At 42.4% G+C, this 19337-nt stretch carries 14 protein-coding genes and 1 tRNA gene; 8 read left to right on the forward strand and 7 right to left on the reverse strand.

From position 1 onward, the window contains the following. Nucleotides 1–225 precede the first annotated feature (225 nt). On the forward strand, nt 226–948 hold the full coding sequence (locus tag HZB61_05445; GenBank protein MBI5056040.1) for a hypothetical protein: 723 nt from the start codon (nt 226–228) through the stop codon (nt 946–948). Beyond that, complete coding sequence (locus tag HZB61_05450) at nt 949–2313, forward strand: hypothetical protein (GenBank protein ID MBI5056041.1); 1365 nt, start codon at nt 949–951, stop codon at nt 2311–2313. Here the strand turns inward: HZB61_05450 and HZB61_05455 are convergent. Beyond that, nucleotides 2286–2768 (reverse strand): hypothetical protein, encoded by a 483-nt coding sequence (locus tag HZB61_05455; protein MBI5056042.1) that lies wholly within the window; start codon nt 2766–2768, stop codon nt 2286–2288. The genes HZB61_05450 and HZB61_05455 overlap by 28 nt on opposite strands. 122 nt (nt 2769–2890) lie before the next feature. After that, nucleotides 2891–5512, reverse strand: a complete 2622-nt coding sequence (locus tag HZB61_05460) for a hypothetical protein (protein ID MBI5056043.1) — start codon at nt 5510–5512, stop codon at nt 2891–2893. Nucleotides 5513–6134: 622 nt separating this feature from the next. Between HZB61_05460 and HZB61_05465 the strand changes: the two genes are divergently transcribed. Continuing rightward, entirely contained in the window at nt 6135–6797 is a 663-nt protein-coding gene (locus HZB61_05465; protein ID MBI5056044.1) for a hypothetical protein, read from the forward strand. 74 nt (nt 6798–6871) lie between these two features. On the opposite strand, the gene HZB61_05470 is transcribed toward HZB61_05465, so the two are convergent. Then, nucleotides 6872–7852 (reverse strand): DUF2950 domain-containing protein, encoded by a 981-nt coding sequence (locus tag HZB61_05470; protein MBI5056045.1) that lies wholly within the window; start codon nt 7850–7852, stop codon nt 6872–6874. 48 nt (nt 7853–7900) lie between these two features. Further along, nucleotides 7901–9139 carry a DUF3300 domain-containing protein gene (locus HZB61_05475; GenBank protein MBI5056046.1) on the reverse strand — a complete coding sequence of 413 codons (1239 nt, stop codon included), beginning with the start codon at nt 9137–9139 and terminating at the stop codon, nt 7901–7903. A 364-nt stretch (nt 9140–9503) separates the two neighbouring features. On the opposite strand from HZB61_05475, the gene HZB61_05480 reads away from it, so the two are divergent. The 5 genes from HZB61_05480 (at nt 9504) to HZB61_05500 (ending at nt 15924) form a co-directional block, all read left to right on the forward strand. Then, nucleotides 9504–12419, forward strand: a complete 2916-nt coding sequence (locus tag HZB61_05480) for a hypothetical protein (protein ID MBI5056047.1) — start codon at nt 9504–9506, stop codon at nt 12417–12419. A 268-nt stretch (nt 12420–12687) separates the two neighbouring features. Continuing rightward, the gene (locus tag HZB61_05485; GenBank protein MBI5056048.1) at nt 12688–13752 is read left to right on the forward strand and encodes a response regulator; all 1065 of its coding nucleotides are present in this window, start codon (nt 12688–12690) and stop codon (nt 13750–13752) included. A 67-nt stretch (nt 13753–13819) separates the two neighbouring features. Beyond that, nucleotides 13820–15100, forward strand: a complete 1281-nt coding sequence (serS, locus tag HZB61_05490; protein ID MBI5056049.1) for a serine--tRNA ligase — start codon at nt 13820–13822, stop codon at nt 15098–15100. 82 nt (nt 15101–15182) lie between these two features. Continuing rightward, nucleotides 15183–15268, forward strand: a tRNA-Ser gene (locus HZB61_05495). Nucleotides 15269–15351: 83 nt separating this feature from the next. Further along, entirely contained in the window at nt 15352–15924 is a 573-nt protein-coding gene (locus tag HZB61_05500; protein ID MBI5056050.1) for a hypothetical protein, read from the forward strand. A gap of 148 nt (nt 15925–16072) precedes the next feature. Here HZB61_05500 and mnmG read toward each other — a convergent pair whose 3' ends face one another. The 3 genes from mnmG to HZB61_05515 form a co-directional block, all read right to left on the reverse strand. After that, the gene (gene mnmG, locus HZB61_05505) at nt 16073–17947 is read right to left on the reverse strand and encodes a tRNA uridine-5-carboxymethylaminomethyl(34) synthesis enzyme MnmG (GenBank protein MBI5056051.1); all 1875 of its coding nucleotides are present in this window, start codon (nt 17945–17947) and stop codon (nt 16073–16075) included. 53 nt (nt 17948–18000) lie between these two features. Then, complete coding sequence (locus HZB61_05510; GenBank protein MBI5056052.1) at nt 18001–18282, reverse strand: acyl carrier protein; 282 nt, start codon at nt 18280–18282, stop codon at nt 18001–18003. A 101-nt stretch (nt 18283–18383) separates the two neighbouring features. Beyond that, the gene (locus HZB61_05515; protein MBI5056053.1) at nt 18384–19313 is read right to left on the reverse strand and encodes a polysaccharide deacetylase family protein; all 930 of its coding nucleotides are present in this window, start codon (nt 19311–19313) and stop codon (nt 18384–18386) included. Nucleotides 19314–19337: the final 24 nt, after the last annotated feature.

The following is a 19337-nucleotide window of genomic DNA, read 5'->3' on the forward strand; positions in this document are numbered from 1 at the left end:
CCACTCATCACTTGTTCCATGACTTTAACTCTTTGTATTTCCTTCTGACTCAAAACTATTTCTCCCTTCATAGGCTTCTCCTCCTTGAAGGGGACATTTTACCTTTGCAGTTAATAGGGCCATTATCCCTTTGCTATCACAGTTAAATATTATTTTCTTGACAAGATAATGCTATTTCAATAAACTTATGTCATCTTCGTTAAGATTGCAGGGGATAACGGTTAAATGATACGAGATCACATATACGTAAGTTCCGAGCTGTTAGGGGCCAAAGAGTATAGTAAAGCAAGTAAGTATAAATCCCTGAATGATAATAACGATATCCATGCTCTTATTAAAAAACTGAAAGAGATTGGACTATTACCTTTAGAACTAAGTCTTCTTACTACCGAAAATAATCCTCGACTAAATCTTAAAAAATACAAAAAAATATTATTAGCAAGTTGTTTCTCACCATGTAACAAGCTATCCTTGAAAAATCTGCAAGAAATTATGGATCTTGCAGTTCCAGCTGTTCCTGTTAATAATGAGTTATGTGATTTTATTATATTTGATGAAAAAGCATATAACTATACATGTATTCAAAGACAAGCTGCCATCAAAGATCAAACGTTTGATCAAGACATTTGCTACAAAAAAAGCAATGGTACGCCCTTTTATTTAAGAGGTGAAAAACTTTGTGACTCATCCTATAATGATCAGGAAATTATAGAAATACTCTTTAAGTTCCATGAATGTTTTCCTAATGTACGTATCAATGATGACGAGGGACGTCTACCGTTATTTCTTTATAGTTACTTCCTTGATTACATTTTATTTGAAAGCTTCTTTGGTAATGAAATTTTTTGGGGTCGATTTAACTTCGTTTATCCGGATGAAGAAAAAAAACGTAGATTGGCGGAAGGTCGCGTGAATGATTATTTTTATTCACGGAAAAAAGAGGAGTAAATGATTTGTTCAATAGTGACTTCTCGTAAGAATGAAACATTCGCATCAAAACATCTGCTAAGTAAATTAAAGGGAATGCCAGAGTTTCATGCCATCTTCTCCGCCAAATTTCACCTGTTGAGTCAAAAAAAACAGGAAGAATTATACAATAATTTTTCTGTCCTAAAAGAGTATGGAATTACTTTAAATGATGTGAGAGCAATTGCCGAAGATTTGCATTATTTACAGGCTGAAATAATTTTTGCTGAAATGAAAGCTATTGTTGACTATATAATAGAATCTCAAAACAGTAAAAGCGGTGCTTGGCATATAATATCAGAGGAAGAATTGCTTAATTTTGAGGGTATTGTATATGGCACCTATGGGGCAAAAATACAAGATTGGACTACTTCTCATAAGACATCACTGATACCTAATGCTTGGGCAAATGCTCTTATGATTCTTATTTTAATGAAATGGTTAGGAATCATAAATGAATCTTTGATAGATAAAAAATATATTAACAAAGTTGAGAAAGCTATCTTTTTGGGTAAAAAATGGTTTGATGAAAATAAAAATAAAAGCCCAAATATCATGGGCTGGGGACCCTTTGTTCCTGGTATAAGCGATGATTTGGTAAATACATATGATACAAGTCTTGTTTACATTTCACTATCATATGATTCTCGATATTCACCGTTGTTTATCGATAAAAACACCAATGAATTAATTCATATTCCAGATATCTTATTATCACCTGAAATACGAAATAATGAATCAGGTGCATGGTATACCGACAATACTCAATCACGGAAGGAGGATGTAGGAGCTACAAGTTATGCTATTGTTCTGCTGTTAAAATTATATGAACATACAAAAAAAGGGAAAGAGGAAATAGAGCAAGGAATACAGTGGTTGTGCAACCAACAAAATAATGATGATGGTTGGGGTGAATATCATGACACGCCCTCAACTGTGGATAAAACATGCTTGGCTATTATGACGTTATTAAGATATGAAAAATGGTCAAACAATATTTTTGTGACAAAAAGAATAAAAAACGGTTTAACATTCATTGAACATAAATTGACTCCTTACGATTGTACTAATGATGAGGGACAGTCTTTTCAAATTGAATGTTGGCCTAAAAGAACGTTGGATAACTCTCAAGATCCTTGCTTTAGGAACTCTTCTCTTGCAATATCCACCTTATTGAAATGTGGTCATCCTATTTACAGCTATAGTGTTAGAAATAGCGTAACGGGTCTAATCCGTTTATACAAAGCCAAGAGGAAAGTTATGCAATGTAAGCCTATTGATAAGTTGGATGAGGGTTATTTCCTATGTATGCTTGCCGACTATCTAAAAGCATGGATCCATTTTTGAATTTGATTTAATGCTTCGGCTGTTTGCCATTCTTTTTCTGATGAAAAGGACTCTTGATTATTTATATATCTTTGGAAAAAAGTAATCATTTGTTGTTCTTGAATATTGGGATCACTTAGATAATTAGCTATAGAATTTAAATTTGGTTTTAACAAAACTAATTGTGGAAGCAAATAAGACCAATTCTGTAAGAACCAAACTTGCAAAGAGGAAGTCCAATTATTAATGGATTCGTTTGCATTCTTAATATGTTCTTGCATCCTACTAATATTAGGTTTTTCCATTAACGCATAAAAATCATCTAAATCTTTCAGAAGAATACTGAGGAAATCATGTTTGAACCTTCTTTTTAGAAGGAATTCTTCTATTTGTTTTTTGATTATCTGAAATATTACTGCACATAATCCTCCCAGTATAGGACCAATCCAAAACCAATGATTTTTTAGTACTTCCATGATTTCATCTAATCAGTCATAAGAATTAAATCAGCGATTCTGACAATAACTAAGACCCAGACTTGGAGAATGTTCAGTTCACGTAATCACATTCCCTTTTTACGGTCCATCTTTACAATGCTTCAGCATGGCTCCTTTTTTTCGTCATCATCGGAATCATATACTTCGAAAAGACTAGGGGCTTCAACTTCTTCCCCTGACTCAGCATATAGTTCATTATTAAATCGTAATATGTTTTCTTCATATCTCTTAATGATGAATTCCTTATCTCTTGTATAGCCAGAATTAATTTTTGTCACAATAGGTTCGCTTAATATTGGATTTAATGGCGTCTTACTTTGAGCCATTTCCATTTCTTCTTGAGCATTAAGATACTTTAGGAACAAGTCTACTCGTTCGAATCTTACAAGCGTTCTTTGATATTTGTCTTCTTCGCGTCCTGTCAAATTATCAACCTTTTTCATAAATGCTGCTAATTCATCTCGCACAGCTTCACTGTCCAAGGGTGTATCCTGCAACACTAAATCCAAATAGCAAAATTTATTAACGAGATATTTCAAATAGTAATCACCTGCTCCAGTAATTTTTATATGAGTTGCTCCCTTCAAAGTTTCCTGCGATTTTGTATTCACTTCTAATAACCGCCACCTCACCAGTCTCTCAGCGGCCCTTACGAGATCATCCACATTATCAAAGCTATTTTCAAACTCGTATAACACTTTATTCCATTCAATAAATCCCCGACCCATTGGGGAGTATTCATTATTATGCAAATCAAGCAGTTTCAGGAGTCTTAGTGCAGTAAAATGGCTACTATTCCTCTCCGTTCCGCAATCAAATATATTCATTACTGGATTATCAATGGTCTCTTTATAGTACATTCTATCCTTAAGCATAACTGACTTAACGAATTCATGATAAGCGACTTGATAGTCACTTTCCCTATGAAATATTCGTAACATCTTGTCTACATCAGTAGCTCCAGAAACTAAAAAGGTATTAAACATATCTAAAGCCAATCTCATATTTCCATAACAAATTGCTTCAACAAAATATGCAATCCATTTGCTCTTAATGAAAATACTGGATTGTATAATATTTAAGAATTCGAGAATTGCTTTCTTGTCTAATGTAATGCCGCTACGCAAAATAAGTTTTATTTCTTCATCGGAGCGCATTAATACTTTTGTTGCGTAATTTAACCGATATTCAATTAGTCGACGAAATCGAGGGGAGGCCACATGAAATTTCTTGCTGGTATAAGCAGTTAATATTTTTTGCGTGCTGGCGGTATGATAAGATTCTTCTCGCATTGAAAGAACTGTCAAGGAGTTGGTATCTCTTGTTAATTTTTGAGCTAGCAAGAAAAGCTTTTCCTGAAAATCTGGAGTTAATTGGTCAACATTGTCAATAAATATAAATATTGCAAGATCTCTTTCATGACAATAGATTAATAATCTCGTAACATAATCAACAGTGTCGTTTTTCCATTCTTCTATATAGGGAGATATTCTTTTTTCATATTCATTCGAATCAAGATTTTCAGACTTTAAACGTGATTCATAAAGTAAATCTAATTCTTTTCTGTATATCTTTTTTAGGGTTTTGCGAGTTTCCTTTATCTTATCTGAATACCTCTTCCTAATCTCCTCCAAAAGAGAACTGTAAATAGCTGATTCTAGTTGATGAGGTTCTGTTGGAGGACCTAACAAACTTATATAAAACCATATGGCGTTTCTCCCTAGTATATCTTTACCGGTAATTCGAAGATATCGTTTAATAAACGTAGTTTTTCCAGAACCAATACCCCCAAGCAATAAATAAAGCTGTCCAATATTTTTTTCTATTGCAGCTTCCATATCTTTATCAAAAATACCTGAGTCTTTTAAGCCGGTATAAATATTTCGTGTCCCCTCTTTTTTAAGAAATAAAGGAATATAATCCCTAACAACATTGTTTAGATCAAAAGTTACAGACTTTACAGAGCGGGAATAAACATAACAGGACGATAGTATTTCAATTTGCGATTTATCAGCAATATCTAAGAAAAATGCCTCGATCACGGGGTGTAGTTGTGCGTGCAAACGATTTCGCTCAAGTGGAAGATCGGAGTTGTACAGCTTGTCTAATACTCTATGTTGGTTTCTTTTTGAGTAGCTTACGATAGCAAATTGTTCTTCCAATATTCCCTTATTAAGAGAGTCAAATGATAATAAATTCCAAAATTCAATAAAATTATTTGTTATATCAATAGTTGAATAAAAGACGATAGAATAACCATCCTTCCATGAGCCTTCAGGTTGCAATGATTTAAAAATTATCCATGAAAAACCATTTGTCGCTATTGCATATTTTATAGTAGTATCATCAATACAATATTGACGCACCTGATTTATTGCATCTCGAACTTCCTTAGAAGTTTGAATAATTCCTGATATTTTCAACCGCCTTCTTCCGGATGTCTCAGGTAGCATAAAAGATGTTCCCTCTCTTTTGGCTTCCACAGCAACATATGCCTTATCTCCTATTCTAAGTTGATAATCCGTAAAACCTGCTTTGGGGCCAATAGTGAAGTCTTCCCTGCTAATTAAAAATTCAGGCCAGGACAAAACTTCCTTTAAAACCCGGTCTATTAATTTCACTCTGGTATCAGTCTCACTAGCTGCGCCTCGATGCTCGCAAAACATCTTAAACTCGGTGCAGATAGATTTAAATTTTTCTAATGCTTCATCAGGATTACTCATTGCCCTCCCAAATTCTTTTTGTTAATTCAGCTACTAATAATCCCCCTTGGGCCAAATAGTGCAACGGCTCAATACTTAAACTGAAAATATCATAAGCAAAAACAGCGATAAAGAGCAACAAAATACAAGTCTACGCCCTTTTAAAATAGAAAAGTTCTAATATGATGAAAATAATAAGCTATTATTTGCAAACGTTTATATTGTGATTATCTTTAAGCTTGAACCTGAAACTCACGTTGACAATGGCCGAATTAAAAAATTTAATTCTATTTCTTTTATGCCGCAAGAAACAACTTCATTTTCTCTCTTGCGGGAAGAAATTAATTTTGAAGTTGGAAGTGAATAATAGAGAAGAGAGTATTAGTGTTAATCAAACAGCGCATCGACAAATTCGGCGGGATTAAAATCCTGCAGAACTTCATCCGGGATGAAGCTCTCACTCTTTTGCTGACAAAGATGCAGTGTGATAAATTTTTTAACTCTCTGGACAAATTTTCAGCGTCCATGAAATTCTGAAGCTATATAATTTTTCTTGCCCAATTGAAAAAAATGGGATACACTTCTTATATAAAAGACCCTTTGTTCGGAGGTCCTGAGAAATGAAAATCACGTGGGGGATAATATGAAAAGACTGCTTTATTTGGGAATTACGGTGGTCCTGGCGCTGTTCCTCTCCGGGTGTGGAGGTGATGATGGGGGGCACTCCCGGCCGATTTTCGTCGCCCAGATCTTAAGCGACCAACTGGCCGACGGGGATATTGCCTTCGACCCGGTCCTGAATTCCTTCATCGTTACAAACGGCCCGGATACCATATTTTTCGGGATCGATGAGGTGGACCGGGATTTGCCGGAATTCCGTGCTTTCCTGGATTTTCCTCTCGATGGGTCCCTCAATGGTGATGTGGTCCCTGCAAGCGCAGAGATCCTGTCGGCAACCCTGGAGGTTTTCGTCGACGAGGTGAGCTTCGCCGGGACGGTCCCTACGCTCCTGGACCTCGTTCCTTTTTCCATTACGGGTTTGAGTCCTGCGGATTTCGACTCTCCTCCATTGCAATTTTCAAATGGCAGCGATGCGACTATAGGTTTTGATTTCTTTGCCTCGGACCAGAACAATTTCGTGCTTATCGATGTCACCCCTCTGATGCGCGAAGCGCAACGGCTCGGGCTTGCACACTTCCAGGTGCGTTTTCTGCTCGATTTTGTTTCGAATGCCGGTCTTGTCGGGATCCAGGACTTGCCAAACGTCACGGTGACGGCCCCGCTTCTAACAGTGGAATACCGCTGATCCAGATTTCCGCACGTTCCTAAATTATCTTCTGACCTTCTGACGGCAGGCGATTTATCTGACGAAAAAACCGGTTATTTGTCTTGCTGCTGCAAAGTCTCGTTGACTCTTTGCCAGGTCTTGTCGGGATCAAAAACCTTCATCGCCTCTGCTTTCCGCTTCGTGTCCTTGCCGAGGTCCTTCTGGTAAATGGTCCCCTCCTGGTTTACCATAAAGGTCATGACACCGGAATTCGCGTATTCAGCGGGCCAGGCAACGAGTGCGAAGCCGAGGATCATCTTCCCCTTAACTACATAATTGTAACTCCCTCCTTCTGCATGTTTCCCCTGGCCCGTGAGGATATTGAAATAGTACCCGTGGAAAGGAGAAAGATTGCTGTCCTTTCCGTATCCTTCTCTTGCTGCCTGCGCGATCAATGGACCGAGGGGGCTCTCTTCTTCGCCCTCTTTTGTTTCCCAATACAGTCCGTCATGCTTCTCTTCGGCGCTGATAAATTTTTGGGCGAATTCGACCTTGCCGCTGCCCCCGCAATTCTTGCTGGCATATTCATGCTGCGCATCAACATAGGCATCAAGCACCTCGATAACATGCAGTTCATTCCTGCCTATTCTCCGGTTCAGTATCTCTTCCTTGCCTTCATTTACGTCGAAGAGCCATGCTGTATGCCTTTTCACAAGCGGAATGGGCATGGGCCAGTCGTCGCTGCCGATGTGGAGGACCATCTTGTCCTCAGATACATGTTCAAGCCTGTTCAACTGGTCATAAGCGATAAGAAATTCTTCACGTCCTGCCCTGTCGGCTACGTCATCTCCGGACGAGATCAATGCCTCGCTTCCGGGGCCTAATATGATTTGCATTTCTTTCATATCGTTCGCCCTTACGGCTGCGACAAATGAACTCACCGCCTCTTCAGGCGAGGGAAAGCCCTTCTGAGTTGGGCCTGCAGCAAGCGAAGCCGAATATGCCCCAAGCAGGAGCAAGGCAATTGCGGCGACACAGGCAGGCATAGTCAGGCTGCCCTTTCCGCCTTTTTTATGTAATGCAGTCAGATTCATTTTTCCTCCCTTATGAATATCAACAAGTCTGTCTTCCCTCATTTCTCCCTATCTCCGGGACCCTCCGCCGCCTCTGCCGCTACCCTTGGGACCTCCACTTTCAGTGCCTCCCCTTCCCGGACGTTCTTTATCTCCGCTTTTACGCTCCTGGCCCTTGTCCTGAGGGGATATGCTACGGCGGCTTTCGTTTCCTCTTTGCCTGCTCACACTTCCGCGTTCGCTTGCTTTGCGCTCAGAATTGCCTTCGCCGATTCCCCTGAATGGAGTGTCCCTGACTACAGGGGCACGACTCCTTTCCCTTTCGGACCTGGCCTTTGGCGTGACACCTTCCCGGCGTTCAATGGGTCGTCCGTCCTGTCTTTCCATGCGCCTTCCCGGATAACCACGCATTTCCGGGCTTGCTGGTGACACCCGTGACGGTCGCGATCCGTAGCGCTGACTCGTTGTCCTGTCTCTGTAGGCAACCCCTCTCCTGTGGGACGGGTTATGTACCCATACACGCCTGTCGAAATCCCGCCTGCGGTCAAACCTGTGAAATCGACTCGTTTTATGGATATCTACATAAATGTGATGGTAAGGCCAGTCAAACCATACCCATGGGAAAAAGCCAATTCCGATAGATACTCTGGGGCCAAACCAGATAACACCGCTTGTGAAAACAAAACCCGGCGGATAGTACCAGTAATAGGGGGGATAAGCAGGGTACCACCATGGTCCGTATACATAGAGCGGATCATAGACCGGCACATAAACAACTTCCGGGGCGGCCGGTTCGATCCTGATTATTTCCTTCTCGATTATGACTTGCTGTTCTTTGGTCGTCTTGAGGTTTCCCTGCTCTTCGGCCTTCCTGCGCAATTTCTGTATGGCGGCCATGACCTCATCCTCCTGGCTTATGAAGGCATCGCCCAATTTCCCTGTCTGGTCGAGTTTGTCGCTCATGGCAAAGAGAACGTCAGGGAAATGGCAGAGCGATTTCACACTCGGGTCCCAGGTCTTCTCCTTCAGGGCATCGTTAAGGGCATCGCCTTTCAGGTCCTTGTGCTGGTTCAACCAGCGTTCAGCCTCGACCACCTCAAGCGGATAGGTCGATGCCATCAGTATCTGGGCTATCAGAGAATCAGGATATAAGGCGATCGGCGCAAGCATCTGCGCCAATTCTTCTTCCCCGAACCTGTTGGTTTGCTCTGGTTCCCCGGGATCCTGCGCAGGTATCCCGGGAGGTATGACGAGCATGGCTATGATCATCCATGCCAACCCCCGCATAATGATTGCTGAAGCTCTCATAATGTCTCCTTTTGCGCCTCCGGGAAAATCCGGGCGCATTCCGAGCCCCCGTTCAGGTCCCCTCTCCTTATTCTTTCTGTTTGCCTGTCGGAAATAATTTTACCACTAATTGAAAGACAGTCAAGATTTTAGTTGAAATTAATTTTTCGAATGACTTGCAACCTGGTCCATTCTATAAAGGACGATAAGACAGGAAAGATAATCCTCGAAAAGCTGATAGAGAAATTCCCCGGCAACTTCCTGTTATCTGTATTTTTGAATTATGTAAAAGGGTACAGGAAAACCGGTTAACTAATAAAACTATTAATCCTTTTTAATAGTCAAGTAATGTCTTCGGTGATAAATAAAGACATAGGGGAGTTTTATGAAATCATTCACTTTACTGAAGGTTACCGCGAAAGCATTTATGGCTGTTTTCATACTGCTTATTTTTCTTATCATAATGGACCAGGTTCAAGCAGCAACTTATTATATAGATTTTGAAAATGGAAACGATGCAAATGATGGTTTATCTCCCAGTTCTCCAAAACGTCATCATCCTTTTGATGAGGACAAGGGCTGGGCGATAACAGACAATACCGGGCATACTATCTATTTAAAAAAAGGGGTCATTTATCGGGGCCAATTAAATCTTTCTGATAGAAATGGAGCAAGCGCAAGTGATAGGTTGACGACCACATATGCTGATAGCTTTGGCACCGGAAAGCCGCCTGAGCTTAGGGGTACGAGTGTTTATACAGGGTGGACACAGGACGCGATTTACACAAATACGTACAAAAAAAATATTAGCGCGGTTGCCGGATCAATTTTGTTTCTGAGCAATTCGTCGTTCGGGGTTTGGGAGGATGATGCTTATGTGATCGGAGTCAGTTCGCTTGCTGACTGCAATAATACACCAGGCACTTTTTATTTTGATGGTTATGATTATATTTATATCCATACTTTTGAAACTGATGATCCGGATGAACATACAATTGAAGCAACTGATAAAGATTATGGCGTCCGGCAATGGGACTCTCAGTACATTACTTTCCAGGGAATTACCTTTTCAAGGTACAGAATAGCGGGGGCCGCTACATTTGAAGCGGCGGGTGATACAGCATTTAATTACTGTATTTTCAGAGATAATGATACCGGGGTAATAGCTAATGGGGATACTGATCTGAATAATATTACAGTTATCCGGAATTTATTCCGGGGCATCCATGTAAATAATTCCACTGCGGACGTTGTTCTGAAAAATTCTTTAATTGCCGCTAACGCTGTAAATTCCTATGAAGAGGGGGTAGCGGTATTTAATGGATCTTTGCAATATGGTAACAATAATATTGTTGGTAATGGAGCAAGAATTTACAGGGATGTTGTTGGAGCAGCCGTGGACCTGGGAGGGAATATAAGTCAGACGCCTAATATAACTTCTGATTTCAGCAGTTATTCTTACTTGAGTTTCACTATTGATGACGGCCAACATGCTGATTATGTGTATAGCTTAGCCCAATCATTCAATAGCGCAACAGGAGGAAACGTTCCTTTGACACATTATTTTAATTCCTGTGACACGTATAATCTCAGAACATATTCAAAACCGGCTCATGACGAGTATGACGTAGAAATAGCAAATCACACAGAGGGGCATACCGATTTAAGCCTGTCGTGTGTTACCATCCAATTTAAGTATACAGGGGGAAATCCCTTTGGAACTGTGGAGGCCACTGCTTCAGATATCATATTTAGGGATTCTGCTACCACGACCAAAAGCCTCACTTCCATCCCGGATCTAAATACATTAAAAGCATTTCATTTACCGGGCGGCTGGGAAATGAATCATAATACGGCCAACTCCCTGGATTTGGATATTGTCGGGATAATACCAGAGACCGACGCCAAAAATTCCTGGGTTGATATGAATGTAACTATCGAAGATTATTTTAATGAAGAGGTGGTAGAACAAAATGATTGCATTGAGACAGAGATAGGAGTAAGGCCGGTGTCTTTGGCTTATCCGAACGGCGCATATAGTTTTAACAGCGATACATATTTAGCGAATACAGGCATTGAGTCTGCCCGGACCACTCAAGAATCTTTTTGGTTGGACCACAATTCGACCCATAAAGTTGACTTGTACTATTTGGGGAACATAGGAATAGGAGACTACCCGATTAACAGCTTAAGCAGGGCCGAGGCATGGGGCCATCATATTGCTGCCAAACTTAATTTATTTCCAAGTTTTCTGACACCTCATTGGTATAGCAACAGTGATGTTTCTACAGATTATGCCGATGATTTTCTTCAGATAATTTTAGATAATACTAACGCCAGTGTTGATACGGTGCGGAATAATGTCGACCGTATCAAGCTTAATGGCACAGCCAGCAGTAATAGACGTACCTATACCCGGAAAATACCCGTTAACACTTTAGACCTTGGCGATGACTGTGATGTATCGGACCCGGGAACACTCTGGTACCTGGATGCTGACGGGGACGGCTGCGGAAACCCTGCGGTATCAGTGCAGCAGTGCACCCGGCCGGCAGGTTACGTACTGGATAATGCTGACTGCGATGATACGAATTCTGCCATAAATCCCAATATACTCTGGTACCTGGATGCTGACGGAGACGGCTACGGAAATCCTGTCGTATCAGTGCAGCAGTGCACCCAGCCGGCAGGTTACGTACTGGATAACACAGACTGTGATGATAATGCTCCATTGGAGCATCCAAATCAGACATGGTATCTGGATGCAGATGGTGACAGATATTCCGACGGCACAGATGGTACAGCTTCATGCGCAATGCCTTTGGGTTACACGGCTGCATCGGAGCTAATCGCAACTTCCGGTGATTGTGATGATACAAACGCTGTTCTGAATCCGGCAACACACTGGTATCCGGACTCTGACGGGGATGGTTTCGGAAATCCGTCTGTATCAATTCAACAATGTGAACAGCCGACCGGACCGCCGCAGTTCGTATTAAACAACGCAGACTGTGATGATAATGCCCCCGGCATCGGATGGCCTCTTGTCAGGATTTTGGGTGCAGCTCCTGCTTGTTATCTCACGCTTCAGGATGCATATAATAATACCAGAGACGGAGACATCATCCAGGTTCAAGCCGCGACATTTCTTGAAGATCTTTCAGTAAATCTCGGTAAATCAGTTGCCATAAAAGGCGGTTATGACCGGACGTACACTACAAATTTCGGAAATACGACACTTAACGGTGACATTTCAACTGCCAATGGGACGCTGATAATTGAAAACTTTGTTTTGCAGTGACAGCGTTGCGTAAAGGGCATTCTATTCTTGCAAAGAAATACCCTTACTTCAAAACTCTAAGCAATAAATTCACCGTTTCTTGAAAATATTGGTGTTCACTTTTAAGTCGTAAGGACATCATTAACTCTTGACTTCTTTTCCCGTTCTGATATTCTTAAAGGGGATGATGAAAATGTCTCTTACTCCTTTTTGATATACTTATAGCAGTAAATTATTTTTATTACGGATTTTATATAATATCAGGCAGTTGACGAAAAGTGATTTAGCAATGGATAAAAAAAACAATAAAACCGTTCTTGTCGTTGACGACGATGCCGATATCCGCGACTCCATCCTGTTAAACCTGAGTGAATCGGGGGATTATAATGTGGACGTCTGCGGCAGCGCTGAAGAGGCAATGGCCAGGATCAGGGAAGACAATATTGATGTCGTCCTCACCGACGTTGTTATGCCTGAGGTCTCCGGGATCGAGCTGCTGGAAAGAATACATGATTTTAACCGCCAGTTGCCTGTTATTTTAATGACCGGATACGCTGATCTGAATCTGGCAATAGCGGCAATAAAAAAAGGGGCCTTTGATTTTATATTGAAACCTTTCCATCCCGACTATCTGATATATTCAATTAAAAAGGCGATCCAACACGTTAATTTCACGAAAATGAAGGAAGATTACAACCGTCATCTTGAACACATGGTGATGCAAAGGACCGAAGAGCTGGAAATTTCCAAAAGGCAGGCGGAAGGCCTGAGCAATGACATTGTAAAACGTTTAACGACAATAGCGGAGTTCAGGAACATTGAAGCGGTAGAGCATGTATCGAGGATCAGTATTTATTCTGAAATGCTTGCTAAAGAACTGGGGATGCCTTTGGATTTTATCCAGAAAATAAAGCTTGCCAGCCCTCTGCACGACATCGGCAAGATAGGGATAACGGAAAGTATTTTATTAAAACCAGGCCCCCTTACGCCTGAGGAATTCGAGGTCATGAAGACACATACTGTAAACGGCGAAATGATCCTGTCAGGGGCCTCTCATCCTGTTTTGCAGATGGCGGCGACCATCGCCCTGAATCATCATGAGAAATGGGATGGATCAGGATACCCCGGAGGTTTACGGGGCGAAGGCATCCCGCTTGAGGGCAGGATCGTTTGCATTGTGGACCAGTATGATTCGATCAGGAATGAAAGGGTCTATAAACCTGCATTGGGACATGACGCCACATTAAAGATAATCACGCAGGGAGACGGAAGGACCCTGCCCTATCATTTCGATCCCGTGGTTTTAAACGCCTTCGTTAAGATTGCTTCAAAATTTAAGGCAATACATTCTTAAGCCGCGCAGCCGCCTTGACTTTCAAATCCCTTTGCCTTACCCTTTATAATGGACATTTGGAGCAACTATGCTTGACATCAAATTAGTAAGAGAAAATACGGACAAGGTCATGGACGCCCTCAAGAAAAGAGGGCAGAGGACCGGGATACTCGACAAGTTTATCGGGATCGAAAATGACAGAAGAGATCTGCTGCGGGAGGTTGAAGAACTGAGACAGCAGAGAAACAGGCTGTCTCAGGAGATCGGCCAGTTGAAAAAGTCCGGCGCTGATGCCTCTGTTATGCTGTCGGAGGCAAAGACAGTATCCGACCTGATAACTGCAAAAGAGGAAACGCTGCGGGAACTGGAAAACAGCGCACTGCAGGAAATTTTAGTGATCCCCAACATACCTCATGAATCCGTCCCTGCCGGGAAAGACGAGACGGAAAATATTGAAGTGCGAGCATGGGGCGATATACCTCAGTTTACCTTTGAGCCCAAAAACCACTGGGACATCGGCGAGGCCCTTGGGATACTTGACTTTGAGAGGGCGGGGAAGATAGCTGGCGCGCGATTTGTTATTTATAAGGGTCTCGGCGCAAGGCTCGAAAGGGCGTTGATAAATTTCATGCTCAACCTCCATACAAAAGAACACGGTTATACAGAAATATTCCCCCCTGTCCTTGTTAACAGGCAGGCGATGACGGGTACGGGACAGCTTCCAAAATTTGAAGAAGACCTTTTCAAGCTGTCGGATGAAAGGGGTTTCTATTTAATACCGACCGCTGAAGTTCCGGTCACGAACATGCACAGAGAAGAGATCCTGGATGAAGACGACCTGCCGATCTATTACGCCGCGTACACCCCCTGCTTCAGGCGGGAGGCAGGCTCATACGGCAAGGACACAAGGGGGCTGATAAGACAGCATCAATTCAATAAAGTGGAGCTTGTTAAATTTGCAAAACCCGAAGACTCATACAATGAGCTTGAAATGCTTACAAACAACGCTGAGGAAATTTTAAAGAGACTCGGCCTGCCTTACCGCGTAGTGTCTCTCTGCACCGGTGATATGGGGTTTTCCTCGGCAAAGACTTATGACCTTGAAGTATGGTTCCCGGCCCAGGGGAAATTCAGGGAGATATCCTCATGCTCCAATTTTGAGAATTTCCAGGCGAGACGGGCCGACATCAGGTTCAAGAGAAAAGGAAAAAAAGGCACTGAATTCGTCCATACCCTCAATGGTTCAGGATTAGCAGTAGGCCGCACGTTTGCCGCAATACTTGAGAACTTCCAACAGGAAGACGGTTCTGTTATAATACCTGACGCTTTAAGGCACTTTGTCGGCACCGACAGAATAAGTAAGAAGTAGGATGTGAGAAGTGAAGGATTACAGTTGCTTTTTTTTTACTTCATACTTCCTACTTGTTACTTTTCACTTGTATTTGAGTTTTGGAGGGGTGGCCGAGTGGTCGATGGCGACGGTCTTGAAAACCGTAGGGCGAAAGTCCCGTGGGTTCGAATCCTACCCCCTCCGCCATAATTTTATTTCATAACTATTTCACAATTTTTTGGTATATAATATTCAGGTTTTAAAATCACAAAGTGAAAGGAGGTGAAATCGTGAAGAAAATATTAACTGTTTTTGCAGTATTAATGTTAGTCATGGCATTCTGGGTTGTGGCAAATGGCAATGCAGCAGATTATATCGGAGCAAAGAAATGCAAGGCTTGTCACATGAAAGAGTACAAAGCTTGGGAAAAGACGCTGATGGCAACGAGCTTTGAGAATTTAAAGCCGGGCGTAAAAGCAGCGGAAAAGACAAAGGCAAAGATAGATCCCAATAAGGATTACACCGCGGATCCTAACTGTCTGAAATGTCACACAACCGGCTACGGCAAACCGGGTGGCTTCAAATCCATAGCAGAAACACCTGATCTTGCTAATGTTCAGTGTGAAGGCTGCCATGGTCCCGGAAGCGAATACTCCAAAGTAATGAAGGCTAATAAGGAATATCCTTTGGCCGAAGGCAAGAAGGCCGGCTTGATAATTCCGTCTGAAGACGAAAAAGGCTGCATGGCTTGTCATGGCGGGGAAAGCCCGTTCAATGAAAAGGTTGACGCAAAGTACAAGTTTGATTTTAAAGAAAGGCTCAAAAAGACTCACGAGCATTTCCCTTTAAAGTACAAACACTAAAAACAAAAAGAAAGCCGACATTCTTTAGTTGAAAAACAAAAGATGCCGGCTTTTCTTTTTTTATAGATTGTCTTAGCCACGAATAATCACGAATGATCACAAAGTTTTATTCGTGTTCATTTGTGCCAATTCGTGGCTGGTTTCTGGTTTATAAATTCTCTTTCCTTCTCTGCCTCACGACAGCTACCATCAGGAGCGAGATCGCAGCCGGCGTAACGCCGGGGACTCTGCTTGCCTGTCCGAGGTTCAGAGGCCTGACCTCTTCGAGCTTCTCCACAATTTCCGTTGATAGCCCGTTAATGCCTCTGTAAACAAATCCTTCCGGTATGATTTTCTCTTCAACCTTTTTGAATTTCTCCGCCTGCTCCGCCTGCCTGTCAATATAGCCTTTATACTTTGTCTGGATCTCTACCTGGTTTATAACATCCTGTGAAATGCCGTTGTTTGACGGAGAGACTTCCGCGATATCCGCATATTTGATTTCCGGCCTTTTCAATAAATGATACAGCGAGGCGTCTTCTTTTATTGTTGAGCCGCCGAGTTTCTCAAGCACGGGATTTATTACTTGCGGCTTCACCCGCGTGGACTTTATTCTCTTCAACTCTTTTTCTACCGCTTCTTTTTTTCTGAGGAAAGCATCATATTGTTCATCGTTGATAAGCCCAAGGTTATGTCCCTTTTCCAGGAGGCGCAGATCGGCATTGTCCTGACGCAGCAAAAGCCTGTATTCAGCCCTTGAGGTAAACATCCTGTACGGTTCCTTGGTCCCTTTTGTCACGAGGTCATCGATCAAAACTCCGATATAAGCCTCATGCCTGCCGAGGATGAACGGCCCCATGTTTTTCAGCTTCAGTGCCGCGTTTATCCCGGCGACAAATCCCTGGGCGGCAGCCTCTTCATAGCCTGATGTGCCGTTGATCTGTCCCGCAAGAAAAAGCCCTTCTATGGCCTTTGTCTCAAGTGTCGGCTTCAATTGAGTGGGATAGACAAAGTCATACTCTATCGCGTAACCGGATTTCCTTATCTCTGCATTCTCCAGACCTTTGATGCTTCTTACCATCTTAAGCTGGACCTCGCGCGGCAGGCTCGTGGAAATGCCGTTGGCATAATATTCATCCGAATCAATGCCTTCAGGTTCGAGAAATATCTGGTGCCTTATCTTGTCCTTAAACCTGACGACCTTGTCTTCAATTGACGGGCAGTAGCGGGGGCCGATCCCCTTGATTATCCCGCTGTAGAGAGGGGAAAATTTCAGTCCGTCCTGAATTATTTTGTGGGTCTCTGTGTTTGTGTAAGTCATGTAACAGGGCATCTGCTGATTTGTGATCTCTTTCGTGAACAACGACATGGGTGGAGGAGGCACATCGCCGTCCTGGATTTCCATGACTGAGAAATCTATGCTCCCTGCTTCAAGCCTCGGAGGGGTCCCGGTCTTCAGCCTTCCGATCTTGAATCCGATATCGTGAAGACTCTTTGAAAGATTGATCGAAGGCGGCTCGCCGATCCTGCCTGCGGGGAAATTCTCCAGCCCTATATGGATCAACCCGTTTAAAAATGTCCCTGTCGCAATAATCAAAGCCTTTGCCCTGTACACCTGTTCTGTTGTCTTTATCCCGCAAACTTTATCTCCCTCGATCAAAATCTCTTCAACGCTCTCCTGTTTGATATCAAGCCGTGCCTGGGCCTCAAGCGCTTCTCTCATGTATCTTCTGTACAATGCCCGGTCTGCCTGCACTCTCGTTGCCCACACAGCAGGGCCTTTGCTCTTGTTAAGAACTTTGAATTGAATGCCCGCCTTGTCCGTGATTTTCGCCATCTCGCCGCCGAGCGCGTCAATCTCTTTGACAAGATGGCTCTTCGCAAGCCCGCCGACAGCGGGGTTACAGGACATCTGGCCTATGGTGTCAAGGCTCATGGTGAAAATGGCCGTGTTAAATCCCATTCGCGCTGAGGCAAGAGCTGCCTCGCACCCGGCGTGTCCTGCGCCGATAACTATGATGTCGTAGTCGCTGTTTGATTTCATGGAAATATAATAACAAAAATAAATAAACGGTCAGGTTGGTGAAGAGGAGTCTGCTAAGAAGCTTTTTTCCTGTTCTCAAATACGTAATTCGCAAGGGTATCAATGGAGGTAAAAATTTCCTTCCGGTTTTCCATGTCCTTGACCTCTAACCCGAAGTTGCGCTGAAGCAGAACAACAATCTCTACTGCGTCCAGGGAATCCAGCCCCAGCCCGTCACCGAACAGCATCTCGTCGTCCTTAATATCTTCAGGCTTGATGTCTTCCAGTGATAAACCGGTTACAAGCATCTCTTTTAAATCCTTCTTTATCTGCGCTAAATTCTGTGCCATTGCCATACTCCTTTATTTAATTTGAAATTGAAAACATCCACAGATTACTCAGATTAACACAGATTTTTTTATTAGTAAAATCTGCGCCCTCTGCGGATAAATTTATCTTACTGTATCCCCATCAAGTCCAGCCCCTTATCGATTGTCACTATCCGCATGCCGGGGTATTTTTTTTGGATATATTCGATCATGTCATTAATATCTTCTTTCTCATTATAGATTACCCTGTCTAACTTGCATGTGGCCCCGCTCGTCTGGCCTTTGATTGTATCATTTGCCTGTGGAATTCCCCCAAGAGGGACAAAAGATATTGCACGGCCCATGAAAACAAATCCATTGTCAGTATATTTGCCCACTGCGCCTGAAGGCTGGAAGAGTAAATTTTCTCCTGATATAAAATTACCGTTTTTATCTGATATTTTTAATTTTGCATCGATCTGATGGTGGTAGAAGATCAGCCATTTTTTCTCAGAATACGCATTGTCAATATAGCTTTCCATTTTGCCGAGATCGTGTTTAATAGAGTAAGATTTCAGTTCATACCTGTCTAAAATATAAGGGTTCAACATGCTGCCCCCTTCTCTTGCCGACCTGTAATATTTCTCTGCAATTTTCTTGACCATCTGATTTGTTTTGTTATATGGATAAACGAGATTTCTAACAGTCAGTCCGAGGTTCTCAAGGACTGATTTTGACCCGGACAATTCAGTCTCAACCTTACTTCCGGACAGTGCCCTCAGGTTTGGATGAGATTCCGTATGGCTCAATATTTCCCAGCCGTCCTTTTGAAGTTCCGCAAGTTGTGAGGCGCTTAAATAGTCTTTAGTGTCAAGCCAATTTGTTGTGATAGCGGCGCAGGCGACCTCGGCATGTGATTTAAAAATATCCCTGGCAACCGTGTAATCCGTCTCATTGCCGTCGTCAAAGACAAACGTGACAAGCGGTTTTGAATTTATATTCACAGATGAATCTTTGGGGGGGGCCCCGCTGCATGAAACGAGAAAAAATATCAATGTAAAGCTGATATACCGGTCCATATTTACCTGACTCTTTTAGTTAGA

This window comes from Nitrospirota bacterium (assembly GCA_016214845.1).
GTDB lineage: Bacteria > Nitrospirota > Thermodesulfovibrionia > UBA6902 > UBA6902 > SURF-23.

Bases quoted from the DNA above. Each gene is read 5' to 3' on its own strand.
- HZB61_05480 (MBI5056047.1), top strand. From the start codon at position 9,504: ATGAAATCATTCACTTTACTGAAGGTTACCGCGAAAGCATTTATGGCT.
- HZB61_05445 (MBI5056040.1), top strand. From the start codon at position 226: ATGATACGAGATCACATATACGTAAGTTCCGAGCTGTTAGGGGCCAAA.
- HZB61_05475 (MBI5056046.1), bottom strand. From the start codon at position 9,139: ATGAGAGCTTCAGCAATCATTATGCGGGGGTTGGCATGGATGATCATA.
- serS (MBI5056049.1), top strand. From the start codon at position 13,820: ATGCTTGACATCAAATTAGTAAGAGAAAATACGGACAAGGTCATGGAC.
- HZB61_05485 (MBI5056048.1), top strand. From the start codon at position 12,688: ATGGATAAAAAAAACAATAAAACCGTTCTTGTCGTTGACGACGATGCC.
- HZB61_05455 (MBI5056042.1), bottom strand. From the start codon at position 2,768: ATGGAAGTACTAAAAAATCATTGGTTTTGGATTGGTCCTATACTGGGA.
- mnmG (MBI5056051.1), bottom strand. From the start codon at position 17,947: ATGAAATCAAACAGCGACTACGACATCATAGTTATCGGCGCAGGACAC.
- HZB61_05460 (MBI5056043.1), bottom strand. From the start codon at position 5,512: ATGAGTAATCCTGATGAAGCATTAGAAAAATTTAAATCTATCTGCACC.
- HZB61_05465 (MBI5056044.1), top strand. From the start codon at position 6,135: ATGAAAAGACTGCTTTATTTGGGAATTACGGTGGTCCTGGCGCTGTTC.
- HZB61_05510 (MBI5056052.1), bottom strand. From the start codon at position 18,282: ATGGCAATGGCACAGAATTTAGCGCAGATAAAGAAGGATTTAAAAGAG.
- HZB61_05450 (MBI5056041.1), top strand. From the start codon at position 949: ATGATTTGTTCAATAGTGACTTCTCGTAAGAATGAAACATTCGCATCA.
- HZB61_05515 (MBI5056053.1), bottom strand. From the start codon at position 19,313: ATGGACCGGTATATCAGCTTTACATTGATATTTTTTCTCGTTTCATGC.
- HZB61_05470 (MBI5056045.1), bottom strand. From the start codon at position 7,852: ATGAATCTGACTGCATTACATAAAAAAGGCGGAAAGGGCAGCCTGACT.